The organism is Paenibacillus glucanolyticus NBRC 15330 (assembly GCF_004000885.1).
In the GTDB taxonomy this organism is placed as follows: Bacteria; Bacillota; Bacilli; order Paenibacillales; family Paenibacillaceae; genus Paenibacillus_AQ; species Paenibacillus_AQ glucanolyticus.
Genome location: NZ_BIMC01000008.1, coordinates 191,971 through 210,290, shown reverse-complemented (window position 1 = coordinate 210,290; position 18,320 = coordinate 191,971). Strand labels below are relative to the sequence as shown.

Below are 18,320 nucleotides of genomic sequence, written 5' to 3'. Positions count from 1 at the left end.
GTCGGACTATACTATAACTAAAGCATTAACCTTAAAAACTTTAGAACATCCCGCTTTTGAATTCATTCGGCGACATGCCCCATCTTTTTTCAAAATGCTTAAGAAACTGGTTGTAGTGGCTATAACCGACCCGATCCGCAATCTCGCTGTTCTTGAGCTTGTTCTGCTTCAGCAGCGCGGTGGCCTCATCGATTCGCAAATTATGGATGAGTTCACTGAAGCCAATACCGTTCTTTCGAATCAGCAGTTGGCCGAGATAGACAGGATGTAAATAAAAGAGTTCCGCCAATCTCTTAATGGTTAGATTCTCGCGGTAATGCAAATGGATATAATGGTTGATTTCTTGTATTACTCCTTGCGATTGCCGTGCTTGCTGTACGAGCAGAAACTCAATACACTCTTCGCCGCAGCGTATCAAATCCCCGATCAAGTCATCCAGATGGGTGACCCCGTCTGTTAATCCGGCTACGTTGTATTTGCTGGACAGATTTTGAGGTTCAGCGCCCTCTGCCTCTTTCACCAAGCCTATGATCTTGTACAGGACATGGATCACCATTTTTTTCACAATTCCAGGTGCGATCCAAAGCTCTCGAAATGCGGATGCCGCGATGGTGGCAGCTTCACGGAACCCCGCCTTGTCCAGCAGCTCCACAGACCTAATCACATCATCCATCAGGCTGATCTGATAATGATAGTGAAACGGTTGATCCCGTATCTCACGATAAGAAATGCTTCCACCATAATCCGTATCATAAAATTTATGCTCGATGGCTTCCTTCGCGGTCAGGTAGCAGCGATGGATATTCAGAAGAGAAGGCTCAGTCGCTCCCTCTGACGCAATCAACCGCTGACCGGCATGACGGTGGAGCAGCTCCCGCAGCGTATCAGAAGACTCGCTCTCTCCGCTTGCAGAATGTCCATAAACCAAACCTATTCGGTTCGGTTCCAGATCGATCACATACTCTCCTTCCATCTGAACGGACAAACTGGCAATCGTCTCCCTGACGCTTGCCATCAGGGAAGGCTCCGATTGGATCAGGCAGCAACTCCATGCTTCACGCGCCGAGGATATTGCCTGAAGTTTCACAAGCCCGCTATCTTTAAGCGGCAGCTCCAGCAGTGAATGCTTGATCAGAGAAATGGCTTCTTCTCGCATAGCAATGACCCCGAGATTGAATCTGTTCTTCTCTTGCACAAGCTCCTCATGAATCCTGCTCAATTCCTCCTCGGCCTCTTCCCCGATAACAGGTTTCAGTATGTAGTGGTTGATTCCATGGCGCAGTGCCTTCCTTGCATATTCGAATTCGCTGTATCCGCTCATGACTACAAACTTAACCCCGCTGTCGGGATACTCCTGCTGCCACGTTTCAATCATGAGAAGTCCGTCCATGAGCGGCATATTCACGTCCGTGATGACCAAATCCGGCTTATATTCAACAATCTTCTGCAGCCCTTCAAGTCCGTTGCTGCAAGTTCCGCAGATGTTAAACCCAAGGCGTTTCCAATCAATCCACAGCGCAAGCCCTTCCAGCGCACCCGGTTCATCATCGATCAAGAGCACGTTGAATGTCATGGCTCTCCCCTCCTCCTCCGCTCCCTTGCTCCTGAAATTCCAGCAGTTTGATCGGAATCTCGAACGAAACCGTTGTCCCCTGATTCGGGCTGCTGGCAATATTGAAAATGACATGATCGTTATAGTACAATTCCAGCCTCCGGTAGACATTTCGGATACCAAAGCTGTTGCCCGAGAATTGCTCGTTGCGAACCGACAGGATGATGTCCCGGAGCTTGTCTTGCTCAATGCCCTTCCCGTTATCCGAGATGACGATATGAAGATAGTCGCTGGCTACGGAAGCGCTGATCGTAACAAGACCGGCTCCATCCACCGTTTGCAGACCGTATTTGCAGGCATTCTCAACGAGAGGCTGAATGCTCATTTTCGGTATTTTATAATGAAGCGCTTCCACATCGATATGGAATTGATATTCAAATTTATCCCGAAACCGAAACTTTTCGATTTTGAGATACATTTCAATAAACCTTATTTCTTCCTCAACAGAGACCAAATCCTCTCTCCAGCTTAATAATCTGCGGAGCAGCTTGGACAAACTCTTAATGATGTCCGTCACATCCGAATATTGGTTCTTCGTACAGACCACTAATATCGCGTTAAGGGTATTAAACAGGAAATGGGGATTCATCTGGCTCTGCAAAAAGTTCAATTCAGCCCGGACCCGCTCCATCTCCAGGTCCTTCTTCTGAATTTCCAGCTTATACACATTGTTGATCAGAGAGTTCATCTTCGTTGTCATCTGATTAAAATTACGGATGAGTCCGCCAATTTCGTCCCGGCCTTCATCAATTTCGATCAGATCAAATTTCTCAATGCTCACCTTCTGCATATGACGGGACAGTCGCTTCACACGGTAATTGTAAGACCTGAGCATAACCGTAATAAAAATCGCAGCGATCAGCGTAACCACAGCTGCCAAAATGACGGTAAACAGCTGCATGTCCAGCATGGCGCTCGTGATCCGATTGCCCTGGGTTATGCCGATCAGCTTCCATCCCTTAACATACCTGGCCGTTCCGATGGAGAACACGTGCCGATCCTCTTCATCGTATTGCTCCAAGTCAAACACCGGATAAGCATCGTACTTCCCTCTCTCGTAACCGCTGCTGGCCGACATGATGATCTCGTTGTTCTCGTTTACTAAATACATATCCAGATAATCGCGTTCCCGTACAATGACGTCATAGATTTTGCTTAAGTCGATATCAATTCGAAGCAGCTTCTCATAGGTGTCATAGTTATCAAAATAAGCCATTTTCTCAATCACGCTTAAATACGGAACCGTCGAAGCGGAGTTATTCGCCTCCGTTGCCCTGTATGCTGCCACCAGCACCGGGTGGGTCGAATTGCTCCACAGCTTAAACCAATCACTGTCCAGCACATCGTCATTGATCACATGATAGTTGCCCCCGGACACAATGGAGGGATTGCCGGTGAAGATACTGATCCGCTGAATCTGGTTGTTGACCGGAATGTAGCTGATTACCCGATTCCGCAGCTGTTCATCAAAGGTTTCATAGAAATCCAATTGGGACTCATATTCCCGATCAAGCATTTCGTAGAGTGTCTTATCGGTGCTCAGAGCATGGCTTACTGCCACGCCGCCGTCTATGAAATTATGGATATCCTTTCTTGCCCGCTCCATCGATATGTCAAGGTTCTGCTCTTCTCTCTCCCTGATCAGCTCCGACATTCGATCCATGAACATCAAGTTAATCACCAGAATAGGCAGCAGCACACCTATGACAAAAATAAGAAAGAATTTATATTTCAGTGGAATATCGTTTACGAAATTTCCCCGTCCGAACATCCTCTTCATAAAAGGCACCCTCCCGGATTAGCGCAGCTTGCTATCCTCATTATTCTTGTAATTCGAGGGCAGCATCCCGGTTGTCATCTTAAATTTATGGATGAAATAGTCCGCGTTCGGGAACCCGACATGCTGTGCAACCTCGGACACCTTCATCCCGCTTCGCTTCAGCAGCAGCTTGGCCTCTTCAATCCGCTTATCATTGAGATATTCTTTAAAAGGCCTGCCTGCGTGCTTCTTGAACAGCTGTCCCAAATAGGTGGCGTTCATGTGAAAATGCTGTGCCAACTCCTGAAGCTGCAGCTTACTCCGGTACTCCCGGTCGACATACTGAATCACTTGAAAAATCGTGTTGTGCTCGTTGTGCTTCCTCAACTCAGCGAGCAGTGAGGAGGCTTGGAGCGCGAGATGCCGCACGTAGTTCTTAAGCGCTGCACCATTGCAGGCATCATCCAGATTGCCAAGCTCCTCCTGCAGCCTGTTCATGAAAATATCCGGATCCCCATTCATCTCGGCGATTGTTCTGCACAGCGACAACTCCAGATCAGCCACATCGGCCCGAATGGCTCTCAGATCCGGCATGTAATCGGTCATGACTGCGAAGATCCGCTCCAAACATGCTTCGATTGGTTGGGACTCCCCTGCCAGGATCATCGACATTAAATCTTCGACCCGCCCGAACGGAAATTCCCGGGAATCGGCCATTCTCCTCAGCTCCTGATAACAAAACACGCCGCTTCTTCCTTGGCTTCGTCTATAATGACGCACCTCCGCGCTTTGCCGGTAAAGCTCCCCGACGGCCTGAATTCCTCTCCCCATGGCACTCAATGCCACGATAACCGGCCCTCCCAGCTCCTGGACCAGTGCGGACTGCAATTGAAGCGCGGTTTCCATAACGTCATCAGGGGCCTGCTGCTCAACACGAAGCAGGACTCCGAGACTGCCGCTGCTATCCTGAAAGCATCCGAGCAGTCCCTCGGGGCCATGATTGGCAATCCATTTCATCAAGTCCATGCCCGAGGACTCCGTATCAATCAATAGACACCGAAGCTCCGGCTCTCCCTGGATCAACATCGCCTTGCGGACTTGCTCCGCTATATCGTGGTTATCCCCATCCTGAATTAATCGATTCAATAGATAATGGATGGCGATGCCCGCTTTCATCTGATGGCTATGTTCGGTTTCATACTCATCCCGGATCACATGGCTCAGTCTGGCTAACAGGGCTTCGATCTCTTCATCATCAATCGGTTTGAGCAAATATTCCGCAACCCGCTGCTGCATGGCGTTGTGGGCGTATCCAAAATCATCATATCCGCTCAGAATCACGAATTTCGGTGGATGGGGCATTGTCCGATTGCTGTGCTCAATCAATTCCAGACCGTTCAGCACAGGCATGCGGATATCCGTCATGACCAGCTCCGGCTGCAATCGTTCTATTAACTTCAACGCTTCCGGAGCACTCAGGGCTTCTCCGCATATTTGGAATCCGAACCGGTTCCAGTCAATCATGGTCCTGAGCCCCTCCAGGACCCATGGTTCATCATCCACCAGAAGTACATTGAACATCGTCATCGTCTCCCTTAGTGAAGCGTATTATGTAAGCGCACTCATATACTACCATACTAGTATACCTATGAGAATATACTGACTTGTATAAATTGATGTGAACGCTAATCGTGATGGTGCCTGGTTCTACAAGGCCATTCAGGCGCAGAACGCAAATAACCCGCAAGCGGATTCTGTCATCTAAGAATCCAGCTTACGGGTTATTCCTATCACCTATCAGCTACCCTTTAATTCCCGATAAGGTGACGCCCTCAATAATATATTTCTGGCCGATGATATATACGATAAGGACCGGAATCAGTGCTATGGAAGCCCCCGCCATCATCAGTGTCCAGTCTGTGGAATACATGCCGCGGTACAGATTCAGCATCATCGGAACGGTGAACTTATCCGTGCTGCTGAGAAAGATCAGCGGATTAAAGAAGTTGTTCCACATCCCGAGAAAGGTGAAAATGCCGAGTGCCGACAGCGCCGGTTTAATCAAAGGGAGCATGATCCGGGCATAGATCGTCCAGCGGTTCGCGCCATCCACAATGGCGGCCTCCTCCATCTCTTTCGGAATTCCCCGGAAGAATTGCCGGAGCAGAAACACCCCGAATGCGTTGAGCAACGCCGAAGGGACAATAATCGCCAGATGCGTGTCCAGCCATCCGATATTTTTCATGATCAGATATAGCGGAATGATGGTCACTTGTCCCGGCACCATCATGGTGGCCAGAAACAGAATGAACAGCGGCTCCCGAAACGGGAACGTGATTTTGGCAAAAGCATAGGCTGCCATGGAACAGGTAACTAGCTGTGAGAGGACGACAATCATATTGATATAAAAGCTGTTAAAGTATGCGCGCCCGAAGGGCAGTGCCGTCAGGGAATCCTTATAGTTGGACCAGATGAACGGGTCCGGAATCCATTTGGGCGGCACCACGAATACTTGCGACAAATCCTTGAGCGAGCTGAGCACCATCCAAACAAACGGCAGTGCCATAATACAAGCACCTATGATCAGAACGATGTGCAGCACGACGGTGGACATTCTCAATCCCCGATGTATCATTCATTCTCCTCCTCCTTCCTCGCATGGATCCGTTAGTCTTCGTAATGAACCCACCGTTTGGACATTTTCATCTGGAACAAGGTGAGCGACAGGATCATCACAAACAGGATGACGGCTGACGCCGTGCTCTTGCCGAAGGTAAAGTCCGCAAAGGCTGTCTCGTAAATGTGATACACGAGAGTATAACTCGCCTTCGCCGGTCCGCCGGAGGTCATGACAAAGGACTGGTCGAACACCTGGAAGGAACCGATAATGGACATGATCGTTACAAAAAAGGTTGTCGGCGACAGCAGTGGAATCGTAATATGAATCAACTGCTGCCATTTGCCTGCACCGTCAATCTCGGCTGCCTCATAATAACTTCTGGATATCCCCTGAAGTCCGGCAAGGAACAGCACCATGTTCCCCCCGAGTCCCATCCATACGCTCAAGAGGGCAATCGAGGGCATGACATATCTGGAATCCGTCAGCCAGGAAGGTCCCGTAATACCGAACCATTGCTGCAGATACATGTTAATGAGCCCAAAGTCTGCGTTGAACAGCCACATAAACACAACGGCCACTGCGACGGACATTGTAATGTTCGGCATGAAGTAGATCAGCCGGTACAGGATTTTCCCGCGAACCCGGTTTAAGCCTACCGCCACCAGCATGGCCAGAATAATGCCTGTCGGTACCGATAGAATCGTATAATACACCGTGTTGACCAGGGCGATATGGAACTCCTCATCCTGAAGCTGGGATATGAAATTCTGGAGTCCGATAAACTTCTTGGCTCCCATCCCGTCCCAGTTCATCATGCTGATAACAAAAGCCGAAATCAGCGGAATTAATGAAAAAGCGATCAGTCCGATCATCTGGGGAAGGATAAAAAAGTAGCCCCATAAACCGTCGGATGTCTTGCTTGTTAAGGAGGTTGTTCTCCTCTCCGGGAGCTGCTCCGGAGAAGGAGAGGCTCCGGGGCTTCCAGCAGGCTGCGTCTTCATATCTTCTCACCGTTCCTCTCCAGAGCTTGATCAGTTCTTGCCGCTCTTGTAATCCTGAATTTTCTTATTAGCCATATCCTGAATGTCCTGCAGGGAGCTTTCAAGATCCTGATCTTTCAGCCACAGTGCCTCGAATTTGGATGTGATATCCTGGCTGAGACCCGGAATGCCCGCCTCGAACGGCGTCAGGGAATACCCGATCTCACGAGCATCGAGGAATAACTGGGCATGCTCCGGCAGATTTCCTTCCAGGACCACATCATCCGTGCCTTGTACCGACGGGACCGCATTGCCACCGCCCTGCAGGCGGTAACGTTGACCTTCTTTACTTACATACTCGGAGAAAAAGGTATAGGCTGCTTCCTTATTCTTCGCTGCCTTGTTCATGACCAGGAATGCCGTTGGGATACCGGCCGGCTCGATTTTGTTGCCGGTGTTGGTAGGCCAAGTTACCACGTCATACTCAAGTCCTTGATTCTTCTTGAACAGCGGCAGATACCACCGTCCCGCAGCAACAAATCCGACCTGGTTGGACATAAACATGGCGTCCCCGCCCTGCCCTTTGGGAAGCGTCCCGGAGAACGTAATGTTCTTGGACTTCACGTTGTCGTACAGGAACTTGAAAGCCTCCATTGCCTTGGGATCCGAAGCCGCCACGAAATTCCCCTCGTCATCGTAGACCTGGCCTCCATTCGAGGTAACCCAGCTGTGATAACTGTTCCAGGAATTATCCAGCACGTAGCCGTATTTCTTGCTGTCCCGGATCTTGTCCGACATTTCCTTGAACTTGTCCCAGGTCCATTGTCCATTCGCCTGAAGATCGGCAGGCATCTCGGTTATACCCGCTTCCTTCAGCACCTTCTTGTTGTACCACAGCACCATCGGGTTGCAATCCACCGTCACGCCGTAAGTCTGCCCATCCCGCACCGCTGCTCCCCACAAGCCCTCGAAGTAATCCTCCTTCTTGATCAAGCTCTCCGGGGCATCCATGTAGGGGGTTAAATTCTCAATGCTTTGATTCTCGATCAATTTCACGATCAGACCGTCACCGGCGTAAAAAATATCCGGCGCTGTCCCTCCCGTTAATTGGGTTAATATTTTCTGATCATACTCGCCGGGAATTGGAATGAATTCGGCTTCGATATCTGGATGCTTCTTGTTGAAATCCTTGGTCAGCTCCTGGTAGCGGCTAAGCTCTCCGGGATTCCCCCAGCTCGCCCATTTAATCTTGACCTTCTCGCTGCTTCCCGAATCTCCGCCCGCCGTAGTTCCGCCTCCTCCACACGCCTGAAGCATGGATGATAGTAGAAGAATGATTACAAGCAACGACCCTCTTACCTGTTTCCTTGTCATTTCATTTCCTCCATTCAAACCCGATTTAGTTTTGCTGGCACAGCACTTTGTAACCGCTTTAATTATAAAATTTTGGCAAAAAGCATTTGAACGGATTATGTTCCGAAAAAGTGGCTTCTTTTCCGATCTATGAAGTTTTGATCATTTACGGTGCTGTCCCTGGTACTCAGCCGGCGAAATCCCTACCAGCTTCTTGAACAATTTGCTGAAGTATTTCACATCATTAAATCCGGATCGATCAGCCACTTCATACACTCTGAGCGAGGTCGTGGAGAGCAGCTCCTTGGCGCGTTTCAGTCGAAGGTCGATCACATAATCGATAAAGTTGTGCCCGGTGACGCGCTTGAACATTTCACTAAAATAGTTGCGGCTTACAGCCACGTCGTCCGCCACCTCCTGCAGAGATATGGGCTCGGTAAAGCGGGCGTTAATATATTGAACAGCCTGCAGCACAATCCGCTCATGCAGCGTGGATTCCGGGACGGGGTGACGGATGGCTTCCTCACGCAGCATGCGGAAAGCTTCAAGAACAAGCCCTTTTACCTCCTCCACCGATCGAAGCCGCCCCGCTTCTCCTGCCTGGGGCAGCGCCGGACCGCCAGGGAGATAATGCATGGCCAGCAGTCCCAGAATGCCCTCTGCTTCTTTAAGAACCGCAGGTTTGTTCATCCTTCCAGGCTTCCAGCGCTCCATGATCGCCTGCAGCTCCACTTCGCTTTTATCCATATTCCCAACAGCCAGCCCCGCTCTAAAGCCATACAGTCCGGAAGTTGAACCTTCCTGTGCCGATTCGGCATCCACGAGGAGCCTATCCTCCGCATGAAGAATCTGTTTATCCCTATAAAAGAAAAGCCCCTCCAGACTTTCAACGGCTTCTTGAAAAGCCTCATGCAGCTTGCCTATGCTGTTGAAGCCTCGGCTCAATCCGATGATACAGCGAATTGGCAGCTTGATGCCCGCTTCGCTGACTTCCCGCCTCTCTTCGGGACGCAACGGTACGTAGGCCGCGATCCGGTCCGTTTCCAGCCGCGCTGCCAGCGCTTCCGGGACCTGGTCATATAACAGCTCCAGAAGCCGTTCGATTCTGTCATGCCAATCCTTCTGCTGTCCCCCCGCCGCCCGATCTCCTATGTCGGAATCAAGCTGAAGCACAGCCATCATATAAGAGCCTCCATGACTCCTGGCTTCCAGATCCTCTATCGCACTCGGATCGCCGGATAACGCCTGAAACAACATTTTCTCATCGGCCTTCTTCTTGTTCCGCCGCTGCTGCTGCTCATGCTCCGTCAGAATCCGCTGCATCTGCCGCTCCTCTTCCAGCTTCAAACGCATTTGATCCAGTATGGCACCGAGCGAGTCCGGGTCCAGCGTCGGCTTGAGAATATAATCCGATGCGCCAAGCCTGATGCCTTCACGCACGAATTCGAAATCGCTGTGGCAGCTGAGCAGCAGCACCTTCACCCATGGACACAGCTCTCGGGTCCGGCGGGTCAGCTCCAAGCCATCCATGACGGGCATCGCGATATCGGTGATCAGAATGTCGAGATCCCCGTTCAGAATCCACTTCATCGCCCGCTGTCCATTGGAGGCCTCCCCGACAAGCCGATAACCGTGCTTCTCCCAATCGAAGGTGGATCGAAGTCCTGTACGAGCGATTGCCTCGTCATCCACGAGCAGCACTCTGTACATAAGCGTCCCCCCTTTCCTTGGCAAAGGTAATAGTGACCCGTGTACCTTCGTGTTCCCGGCTCTCCACCCACACTCCGTAGCCGCTGCCATAATACAGCTGGACCGTTTGGTGAACATGACGGAGCCCGATGTGGGTCATGCCGTGTTTGGAGTGATCCTGATCATGCGAGAGCAGTCCTGTTATTCGCTCAGGTCTTATGCCGATCCCATTGTCCTCGATCTGTACCAGGACGTCCTGCTGCTGCGATGAAATTCTGATCCGTATCACGCCCGTGTCATCCAGCGGCGCAATCCCGTGAAAGATCGCATTCTCCACAATCGGCTGCAGCAGCATCCGGGGAATATGGATGTCCTCCAAATCCTCAGGACAATCGATCCTTAGTTCGATCTGATGGTCATAACGGTAATTCTGAATAATCATGTATTTACGGAGCTGCTCCAGCTCGTCGCCGAGCCGTATGAACACGCCATTGCGCTCCAGGCTCCCCTCCAGCAGATGAACAAGAGCGGTGACCGATTGATCCACGTCGTTAGTCCGGTTAAGCTTGGCCATCCAGCGGATGGAATTCAGCGTATTGTAGAGAAAGTGGGGATTAATCTGGTACCGCAGTGCACGGATTTCCGCTTTTTTCTTCTCGGACTCCTCCGCGGCAATCCGCCTGATCAGAAGATCGATTTGCTCAATCATTTTGTTGAAGCTTCTTCCCAGCTGCCCAATTTCACTGGAACCTACATTCTTGCTCCGGACTGATAGATCTCCTGCTTCGCTTCTGCGCATAAGCCTGCTTAGCTGGACGAGCGGATTGCCAATTCGCCGGGTCATGAAATAACCGATGCCGATCGCTGCGAGGATCGATCCGAAGACAATCCAGACGGTGAAACTCCGGATGCTGGCCGAGTCCGCCGTCAGCTCCTTAAGCGGTACCATCCCTACCACATGCCAGCCATTGTTCAGGCGCGACGGAATCATGAGCGTTTTATTGTTGTTCAGGTTATATTCCGTCAGACCCGTTGGCAGCTTGATCTGGGACTGCTTCCCATACATCGAGGGATCGGGATGATAGAAGTAACGGTTCTCGTCATTGGCCACGTACATATACCCCGTATCACCGAACTGGACATGGTTTAATTCGTCGATCAGGACATCCCCCATGATCTCGATGAACATCACCCCCACAATCTCCCCCGTATCCCAGCTCCGTATCGCCCTTCCCAGGCCGAATACCGGAAATCCCATTCCCGTCTGCTTCAGGTAGGAAGTATCCGAGAGGCCGAACCATACCGCCTGGCCGTTAGCTTCCAGAATCGACTGATACCAAGCGGAATCCCATTGGTCCGGGATGGACATCAGGGAATCGGCACTGAGGACCGAATTGTTCCGCAGCACATCGAACACATACACATCCAATATTTCCGGCGAGTTAATCATGATGGAGGTCAACAGATCCTTTCCCTCCTTCACCTTCAGCGTCAGATCATATTTGCTCATATCCTGATCCTCCAGAATGCCGTGCACCACCTTGCTGTTCAGCACCATCATTGAGGAATCGTCCAGTTTCTTGAAAAACATATTCAGTTTGTCACTGACTTGCGTAATGGTGAGAGAGGCAACTTTACTGACTTGTTCCTCCACAATTGATGCCGATTTGTTGTACGACAGGAAACCCATAATAAGTACCGGGAGTGTGGTGCCGATGAAAAAAAACAAAAACAGCTGAATGACAATCGAATGAAGACGATGATATCCCCGCATACAAACTCCCTCCGTTTCGTAAATGAAAATGATGAATCTCTTTTTGATAGCGCTTACATAAATACTTAGCCTTCTTACCTCATTTCCTCCTTCAAGCTCTCCTCTTCCGTTTGCTTTCCCCCTTCCCGCCTTCTCCCCAAGTCCCGGTATCTGGCATAACCCAAGAACTCGCTCTGCTTCCGGGTGTATACATCGTATTATGTTTTAAGATGATTGTCCCTAAGTCGATCTGCTTATGTTTGGAGCCTGTGCTTCACTTCACCGAGGTCATCTTCATATAAAAAAAGAGATGGCCCCGAATAACTCCGGGGCCATCTCTTTGTATTCGTATAATGCCGCCCTTTGGCTTAGTAAGCCAGTGTGAACAAACCGTTGATGTGGGACAGGTAACGCATGTTACTCGCTTCCTTCATCAAGGTTGCAGGCAGACCTTTCAATTGGGTCTTGTTCGCGCCGATCGTACCGATGGCATCTTTACGTCCCAAGCTGCCCAGCGTACCGGAGAATACCGGTGCGAAGGAAGCTGGTGCGCCGCCGTTCAATTGAGCGAACATGTTGTATCCGATCAGCTCGCCCATTTGCCATGCCAGCTGTGCTGTCGGCGGGAACGGACGACCTTCCGGTCCCATAACAACCGCGCTGTCGCCAGCAACATATACGTCAGGGTGGGAAGCGGATTGCAGGAATTCGTTCACAACCGCACGTCCGCGGTTCACTTCGATTCCGCAGTTAGCGACAACGCTGTTGCCTTGTACGCCGCCTGTCCATACCAATGTGCTGGTTTCGATGGTGCTTCCATCTTTCAGCTCAACGGTGGTGCCGTCCATTTTGGTAATAGGCAATCCAGTCAGGAAGTTCACGCCGCGTTTTTGCAGGCTTGTTGTCGCACGGTCAACCAATTCAGCAGGGAAGCCCGGCAGAATGGAAGGAGCAGCTTCAACACAATAAAGCGTGATTTCCTGTGGATCGATACCGTATTTGCGAGCCAGCTCGCTTCTCATATCGGCATATTCACCAACAAGCTCAACGCCGGTCAAACCGCCGCCGCCAACCACGATGGTAGCGTCCGCTTTGTTTTTCGTTTTGCTGTATTCCGCAATGCGGGACTCAACGTGAGCACGCAGACGGTTTGCATCGTTAACAGACTTCAGAATGAAGCTGTTCTCTTGAAGTCCCGGGATACCGAAAAATGCAGTTTCACTGCCCAGAGCGATAACCAGGGCATCATATGTGAAGCTGCCGCCGTCATCGAGAGAAACCGAACGCTCATCCGGCTTGATTTCCTTAACATTGCCGATGCGCAGGTCAACGTTCGCGCCGCGCAGAAGCTTATCCAGCGGCAAAGCTACTGCTTTCTCTGCGATGTTGCCTGCTGCCAGGCGGTGCAATTCCGTAATGATCTGATGGGTTGGGAAACGGTTAATCAGCGTGATTTTTGCAGATGCGCCGAAATGCTCGCGTGCAGAAAGTGCACTAAGCAAGCCGCCGTAGCCTCCGCCCAAAATTAAAATATGTTTAGACATGACCATCCTCCGTTCTTCGTATGATTTATGGATTAACGCTTGTTTTGTTGGTCGCGCTCGTTAAGAACGTCCAAAAAAGCCTGAGCATAGCGAAGACCCTTTTGAACCTGAGGATCTTTCAGCATTTTCATCAGACCAAATACACCGATCTGAGCTTGGTCGCCTTGAGCGTGGACACGGTCCCCGGCTTCGATAGCTGCAGATGCAACGCTTTTTGCTGCTGTCGTTACCGGCTTCGCGAATCCGCTGAGGGAAGCCATAGTGTCTTCCGCAAGCACGGGATCCGTAGCTACGGATTTACCGAAATCATACGCTTTAGTCATAACGGACAGCATTTCCGTAAGTTTAGGAAGATTGTCCACGAGAGTTGTAAGGGATTCCTGAACCTCGGGCTTGAGCAGTTGTTCGAGCAGCACATCAGGACGGCTGGACGCCGCAGCTTCTTGGTTTCCTACAACATTTTCCGGAGTTTCGGACGGTTGTGGAGAAGATGTTTCTGTCATAAAGAATTGCCTCCTTTTCTTTAAGTAAATTCCCAAGATGAACTTGGCGACGATCGAACCGGCTAGGTTTAATTTTGGGATAACCGGTATCTATTATGCATCACTTACAAAAGTGCGAACTTATGGGTGACTCATCTATCGCCAAAAATAAAGCAGGGGGAAGCTTCCCCCTCCTTTATTCTGAAACATTCTTAGGGATTGTGATAAATATCTCTAAGTACTAGTCTATAACTTGTGCAGCATAATTACAAACATAAAATACAAATTTCGACTACAAAGTTAGAACGCGATATTCGCTTTCTTCATATGTCACTCTTGTAACAGGGTGGCCGGAAAAGTCAAGCGCGTCCCGAATCGGAATCCAAGCCGTGCCGCCGATCAGATGCACATCCGATGACACAGGTTTGCCACCTGTTTGATGGGATAACAGCAAGCCCCCCACCGGGTCCGCTTCCCAGCGATTCCCTCCAAGCTTCACCTGCACGGTTTTGTTGTGAGACTTCCAGGACACGCTTCCGCCAAGTCGCTCCACCAGGGAGCGCAGCGGAACCATCAGCCGGCCGTCCACCAACTTGTATTCACCTGCCGCAAACGCGGTTTCAAGTCCGCCGAATTCCACGGCGAGCGTCCTTCCAGATTCAAAGAGTGCGGCATTGGCAACAACTTCCTGTGTGATCCACTGCTTCGAAGGCTGCGAAGCCTTTCGGGCCGCCTTCTGTGCGGTAAATTGAACAGGCTGCGTTTTTGTCGAAAGCACTTCAAAGGCGTACCCCTGCTTTTTATAATAAGAAATAATGTCCGGCAGAGCCTTCACGCTTTCGCCATGCCCTTTACCATCATGAAGAAGCACGATCGCCTCATTGCCCTTAACTTTTGTGGTTGCCCCTTTTACGATGTCCTTAACCGGGACCCCTTTATACTTGGAATCGCCACTGTCAACATTCCAATCGAATACATGATAGCCACCCTGCTTCATCAATTGAAAATAGGCTTCGTCAAAATGACCTGCCGTGCCCCCTGGTGCTCGCACCAACTGCGGCCGCTCCCCCGTAATCAAGCGGATGACTTCCTCCGTCTTCTTAATCTGTCCCCAGAAATCCTGAAAACGCCCGTATAGCTGGTCGTAACGATGATCATATGTATGATTCCCGATGGTATGGCCTTCTTCATAGATGCGATTGATAATCTCCGGATGGGTCTCGGCTTCCTTGCCCAGTACAAAAAAAGTGCCTTTAATTCCTTCTCGCTTCAATATATCAAGCACCTCAAGCGTTAAATCCGATGGCCCGTCATCAAAAGTGAGATATACCGTTTTATCCGTTGGTTTTTTATATGAAACAGGTGCGGCGTTCACAGCGGGTTTGTCCTTGTCTGCCGTAATGACGATGGGCTTGCTTACCTCTTTCCCCTTCATCTGTGCAGCCTGCTGAGGCACTGCCAGGGGTACTGTCGCCAGAGGAGCCTGTTCTACATATATCTCCATCGGCCGCTGGAAGTCCAATCCCGTACCGATCATGATCAGAACAGCCAATACGCCGAAGAATACTGCAATTGATGTTACCCGCACCATGTTTTTCATTATCAACTCTACCTCCATCGTTTCTATGAGTTCGGTTTCCTGATAGATTATATGGGGCGATATTTGAAAAAAGACTAGAATCTGATATTTTCTTGCGAACTTGATTTTAATTCAGATTACTAGTAAACTGAATTTGAGTTCTTCGCTAGCGTTATCTTAATTCCATTATTATAAGAAGCTTCGTTATACAGATTTGGATTGATTCTTGGCCTATTTCGAGATGAGAAGGGATGATAGAAGCTATGGACAACAACTCAACAGTATTCAAACGCGATATTGCAGAGGTCAGAGACGTCGTTCTCCGGCGCAACAGCCCCATCCATGCCGCTGGACCCGTTATTGAATTCGGTAACTGGACCCAATCCGACCCGTTTCTCGGCATGATGGAAGACAAATTCCAAGCCGGTTCATTCGACGACCATCCCCATCGGGGAATTGAAACCGTTACTTTTGTAATCGACGGAACCCTCGAGCATTATGACAGCGTCTCCGAACAACGCGGGGTGCTTGGGCCCGGTGATGTGCAGTGGATGACTGCCGGCAGCGGCGTCATCCACAACGAAGTCCCTTCCGAGGGCGTAACGGCTCATGTCCTGCAGCTCTGGGTCAATTTGCCCCGTGACCGGAAAATGACCTCCCCTCGCTACCAAAACCTGAAGGGGGCGGAGATGCCGGTCAGACAAGAGAAGGGTGCGATCGCACGGGTCTTTTCCGGTTCATCCGGCCATGTGGTATCCGGCACTAAAAACCATGTTCCGGTTACGATGGTTGAGGCCATCCTTGAGCCTGGCGCTTCCATAGCGCAGGACCTGCCCGGCAGCTACAACGGCTTCATCTATATCCTTGAGGGCAGCGGAACCTTCGGAAGCCAAGGTGTGACTGCCTCCCAGAATCAGGTGCTGTGGCTGGGTGCCGGAATTGATGGAATGCCAAGTGAAATCCAGGCAACGGCTGTGGAGCCCCTCCGCTTCGTGCTGTATGCAGGCGAACCCTTGAAGGAACCCGTGGCCGCACGCGGCCCCTTTGTCATGAATACGGAAGAAGAAGTGAATGAAGCGTTCCGCGAATACCGGATGGGCACGTTCTTGAAGCATTGATCCCTCCCACCCGCTCTATTCCTCCGGTCCTATTTTCTCAAAAGAACGGTCCCTTATTATGCCTGTCCAGGCATGCAGAGGGACCGTTCTTCATATAGCTTATGACAGCACGGCTGTGAGAACCGCTTCGACATGACCTTTTACTTTAACCTTCCGCCACTCCCCTGTCATCTTCCCGTTCTCATCAATCAAAAAGGTGGAGCGTATAATGCCCATATACTCACGACCGAACATCTTCTTCATCTGCCAGACGCCAAACATCTCGCTTACCTTATGCTCCTCATCAGATAGAAGCAAATAGGGCAGGCTATGCTTATCCATAAATTTGGCATGAGATTTCAGCGGATCCGGGCTGATTCCGATCACGACCGCGCCCGCCTCTTTCAAGGCACCATAATGGTCACGGAAGCTACAAGCCTCCTCGGTACAGGTCGGCGTCATATCTTTCGGATAAAAGAACAGCACGACTTTGCGTCCACGAAAATCGCTTAAAGATACCTTCTCCCCATTCGAAGCCGGAAGTGAAAAGTCCGGCACCTGGCTTCCGATTGTCAATTGCGTTTGATCTACGATAAGGCTTCAACTCCTGCTGTACGGACCTTATGGCCCGTAAAATTGATTGTCTTTTCGAAAAAAATTATAATAGAATGAATGTCGAATATTCAAATGTTCTATCGAATTTATTCATCAGCGTAATCCGAAAGGAAGAACACAATGACCAAAAAAACAAAGAAGACGATTATATGGAGCGTAAGCATCGTGCTCGCAGCTGTCATTGGCTACGGCATTTATTATGCAGTTTCATTCTACGACGGCTTGCAAAGTCTTCAAAAATCAGGCGAATCCTCCCCTTTCCGTGAACTTGAAAAAGTGGATGCCAAAGCCCCTGCCCCGCCAGAGTGGGAAGGAACGGAGACCGTTAACATTTTGCTCATGGGCGTCGATGCCCGCGGATTTGAGGAAGGTGAAATCCCTCGCTCCGACAGTATGCTTGTTGCCTCAATTGATCCCGTAGCCAAGAAAATGCACTTATTCTCTATTTTGCGCGATACTTACGTAGAAATACCTGGATATGATCGAAACCGGATCAATACGGCAATTACGCACGGTCCGAATACGGCGATGAAGGCCGTAGGCGATTTGCTTGGTATCCCGGTTCAATATTATGTCTACACGGATTTTCAAGGTTTTATGAAGTTGGTTGATTCCGTCGGCGGCGTTGATTTCTATGTTGAGAAGGACATGAATTATTCCAGTAAAGCAGATAAAAACGAATACGACATTGAACTTAAAGAAGGCATGCAGCATCTTGATGGTAATGCGGCGCTGCAATACGTCCGCTTCCGCTATGATGCGATGGGCGACTTCACTCGAACCGAGCGTCAGCGCGAACTCCTGAAGGCCGTAGCCAAGAAAATGCAGACCACCACATCAATCATGAAGCTGCCGGAGATTCTGAAATCCGTCAGTCCGTATATTGATACCAACCTCGATGTCGAGGATATGTGGAAACTCGCCAATGTCGCCTATAAGAGCAAAATGAGCGGCAGTGAGCAGGTTCCTCCGATGAAACTTCTGAAAGAAGAAACCATTGGAGGCGCAGCCGTCTTAACCGTTGCCAATCCGGATACGCTGAAGCAGTATATCCAGGATATCATGAATCCGCCGGTGCCTGATCCAGAGACCGAGGGCAGCGAGAGCACGGAAAGTGATCCTGCCAGCAGTTCTTCCGACAGCATCGCGACTCCATCCACAACAACAGAGCGCAATTAACACCCTATACCGCATCAGGACAGGTCGCTACTTCATTCAGCAGCCTGTCCTGATTCAT

General features: G+C 50.2%; 14 protein-coding genes. 2 read left to right on the top strand and 12 right to left on the bottom strand.

What is annotated here, in order from left to right; translation table 11 throughout:
* Positions 1-40: 40 nt before the first annotated feature.
* The 11 genes from PGL02S_RS14520 to PGL02S_RS14470 form a co-directional block, all read right to left on the bottom strand.
* Positions 41-1,573, bottom strand: coding sequence for a response regulator transcription factor (locus PGL02S_RS14520; RefSeq protein ID WP_036638817.1), 1,533 nt, complete (start codon positions 1,571-1,573; stop codon positions 41-43).
* Positions 1,545-3,392: a cache domain-containing sensor histidine kinase gene (locus PGL02S_RS14515; protein WP_036638815.1), complete on the bottom strand. Its 1,848-nt coding sequence runs from the start codon at positions 3,390-3,392 to the stop codon at positions 1,545-1,547. The genes PGL02S_RS14520 and PGL02S_RS14515 overlap by 29 nt, the downstream gene beginning before the upstream one ends.
* Positions 3,393-3,410: 18 nt before the next feature.
* The gene (locus tag PGL02S_RS14510; RefSeq protein ID WP_036638813.1) at positions 3,411-4,952 is read right to left on the bottom strand and encodes a helix-turn-helix domain-containing protein; all 1,542 of its coding nucleotides are present in this window, start codon (positions 4,950-4,952) and stop codon (positions 3,411-3,413) included.
* A 220-nt stretch (positions 4,953-5,172) separates the two neighbouring features.
* Positions 5,173-6,006 (bottom strand): carbohydrate ABC transporter permease, encoded by an 834-nt coding sequence (locus tag PGL02S_RS14505; RefSeq protein WP_006208240.1) that lies wholly within the window; start codon positions 6,004-6,006, stop codon positions 5,173-5,175.
* A 32-nt stretch (positions 6,007-6,038) separates the two neighbouring features.
* The gene (locus tag PGL02S_RS14500) at positions 6,039-6,992 is read right to left on the bottom strand and encodes a carbohydrate ABC transporter permease (RefSeq protein ID WP_036638810.1); all 954 of its coding nucleotides are present in this window, start codon (positions 6,990-6,992) and stop codon (positions 6,039-6,041) included.
* A 30-nt stretch (positions 6,993-7,022) separates the two neighbouring features.
* Positions 7,023-8,345 (bottom strand): ABC transporter substrate-binding protein, encoded by a 1,323-nt coding sequence (locus tag PGL02S_RS14495; RefSeq protein WP_036638808.1) that lies wholly within the window; start codon positions 8,343-8,345, stop codon positions 7,023-7,025.
* Between the two features lie 141 nt (positions 8,346-8,486).
* Entirely contained in the window at positions 8,487-10,034 is a 1,548-nt protein-coding gene (locus tag PGL02S_RS14490) for a response regulator (protein ID WP_036638805.1), read from the bottom strand.
* On the bottom strand, positions 10,009-11,787 hold the full coding sequence (locus PGL02S_RS14485) for a sensor histidine kinase (protein WP_036638803.1): 1,779 nt from the start codon (positions 11,785-11,787) through the stop codon (positions 10,009-10,011). Before PGL02S_RS14485 ends, PGL02S_RS14490 begins: the two co-directional genes overlap by 26 nt.
* Before the next feature lie 347 nt (positions 11,788-12,134).
* Positions 12,135-13,310: an NAD(P)/FAD-dependent oxidoreductase gene (locus PGL02S_RS14480; protein ID WP_006208235.1), complete on the bottom strand. Its 1,176-nt coding sequence runs from the start codon at positions 13,308-13,310 to the stop codon at positions 12,135-12,137.
* 32 nt (positions 13,311-13,342) lie between these two features.
* Positions 13,343-13,813, bottom strand: a complete 471-nt coding sequence (locus tag PGL02S_RS14475) for a DUF1641 domain-containing protein (protein WP_006208234.1) — start codon at positions 13,811-13,813, stop codon at positions 13,343-13,345.
* Between the two features lie 271 nt (positions 13,814-14,084).
* Positions 14,085-15,392, bottom strand: coding sequence for a polysaccharide deacetylase (locus PGL02S_RS14470; protein ID WP_036638801.1), 1,308 nt, complete (start codon positions 15,390-15,392; stop codon positions 14,085-14,087).
* A 242-nt stretch (positions 15,393-15,634) separates the two neighbouring features.
* Here PGL02S_RS14470 and PGL02S_RS14465 point away from each other — a divergent pair, with 242 nt between their 5' ends.
* Complete coding sequence (locus PGL02S_RS14465; RefSeq protein WP_036638797.1) at positions 15,635-16,489, top strand: pirin family protein; 855 nt, start codon at positions 15,635-15,637, stop codon at positions 16,487-16,489.
* A 99-nt stretch (positions 16,490-16,588) separates the two neighbouring features.
* Here the strand turns inward: PGL02S_RS14465 and bcp are convergent, their stop codons facing one another.
* Positions 16,589-17,044: a thioredoxin-dependent thiol peroxidase gene (bcp, locus tag PGL02S_RS14460; RefSeq protein WP_006208231.1), complete on the bottom strand. Its 456-nt coding sequence runs from the start codon at positions 17,042-17,044 to the stop codon at positions 16,589-16,591.
* 159 nt (positions 17,045-17,203) lie between these two features.
* Between bcp and PGL02S_RS14455 the strand changes: the two genes are divergently transcribed.
* Positions 17,204-18,262, top strand: a complete 1,059-nt coding sequence (locus PGL02S_RS14455) for an LCP family protein (RefSeq protein ID WP_036638792.1) — start codon at positions 17,204-17,206, stop codon at positions 18,260-18,262.
* The last annotated feature ends 58 nt before the right edge of the window (positions 18,263-18,320 follow it).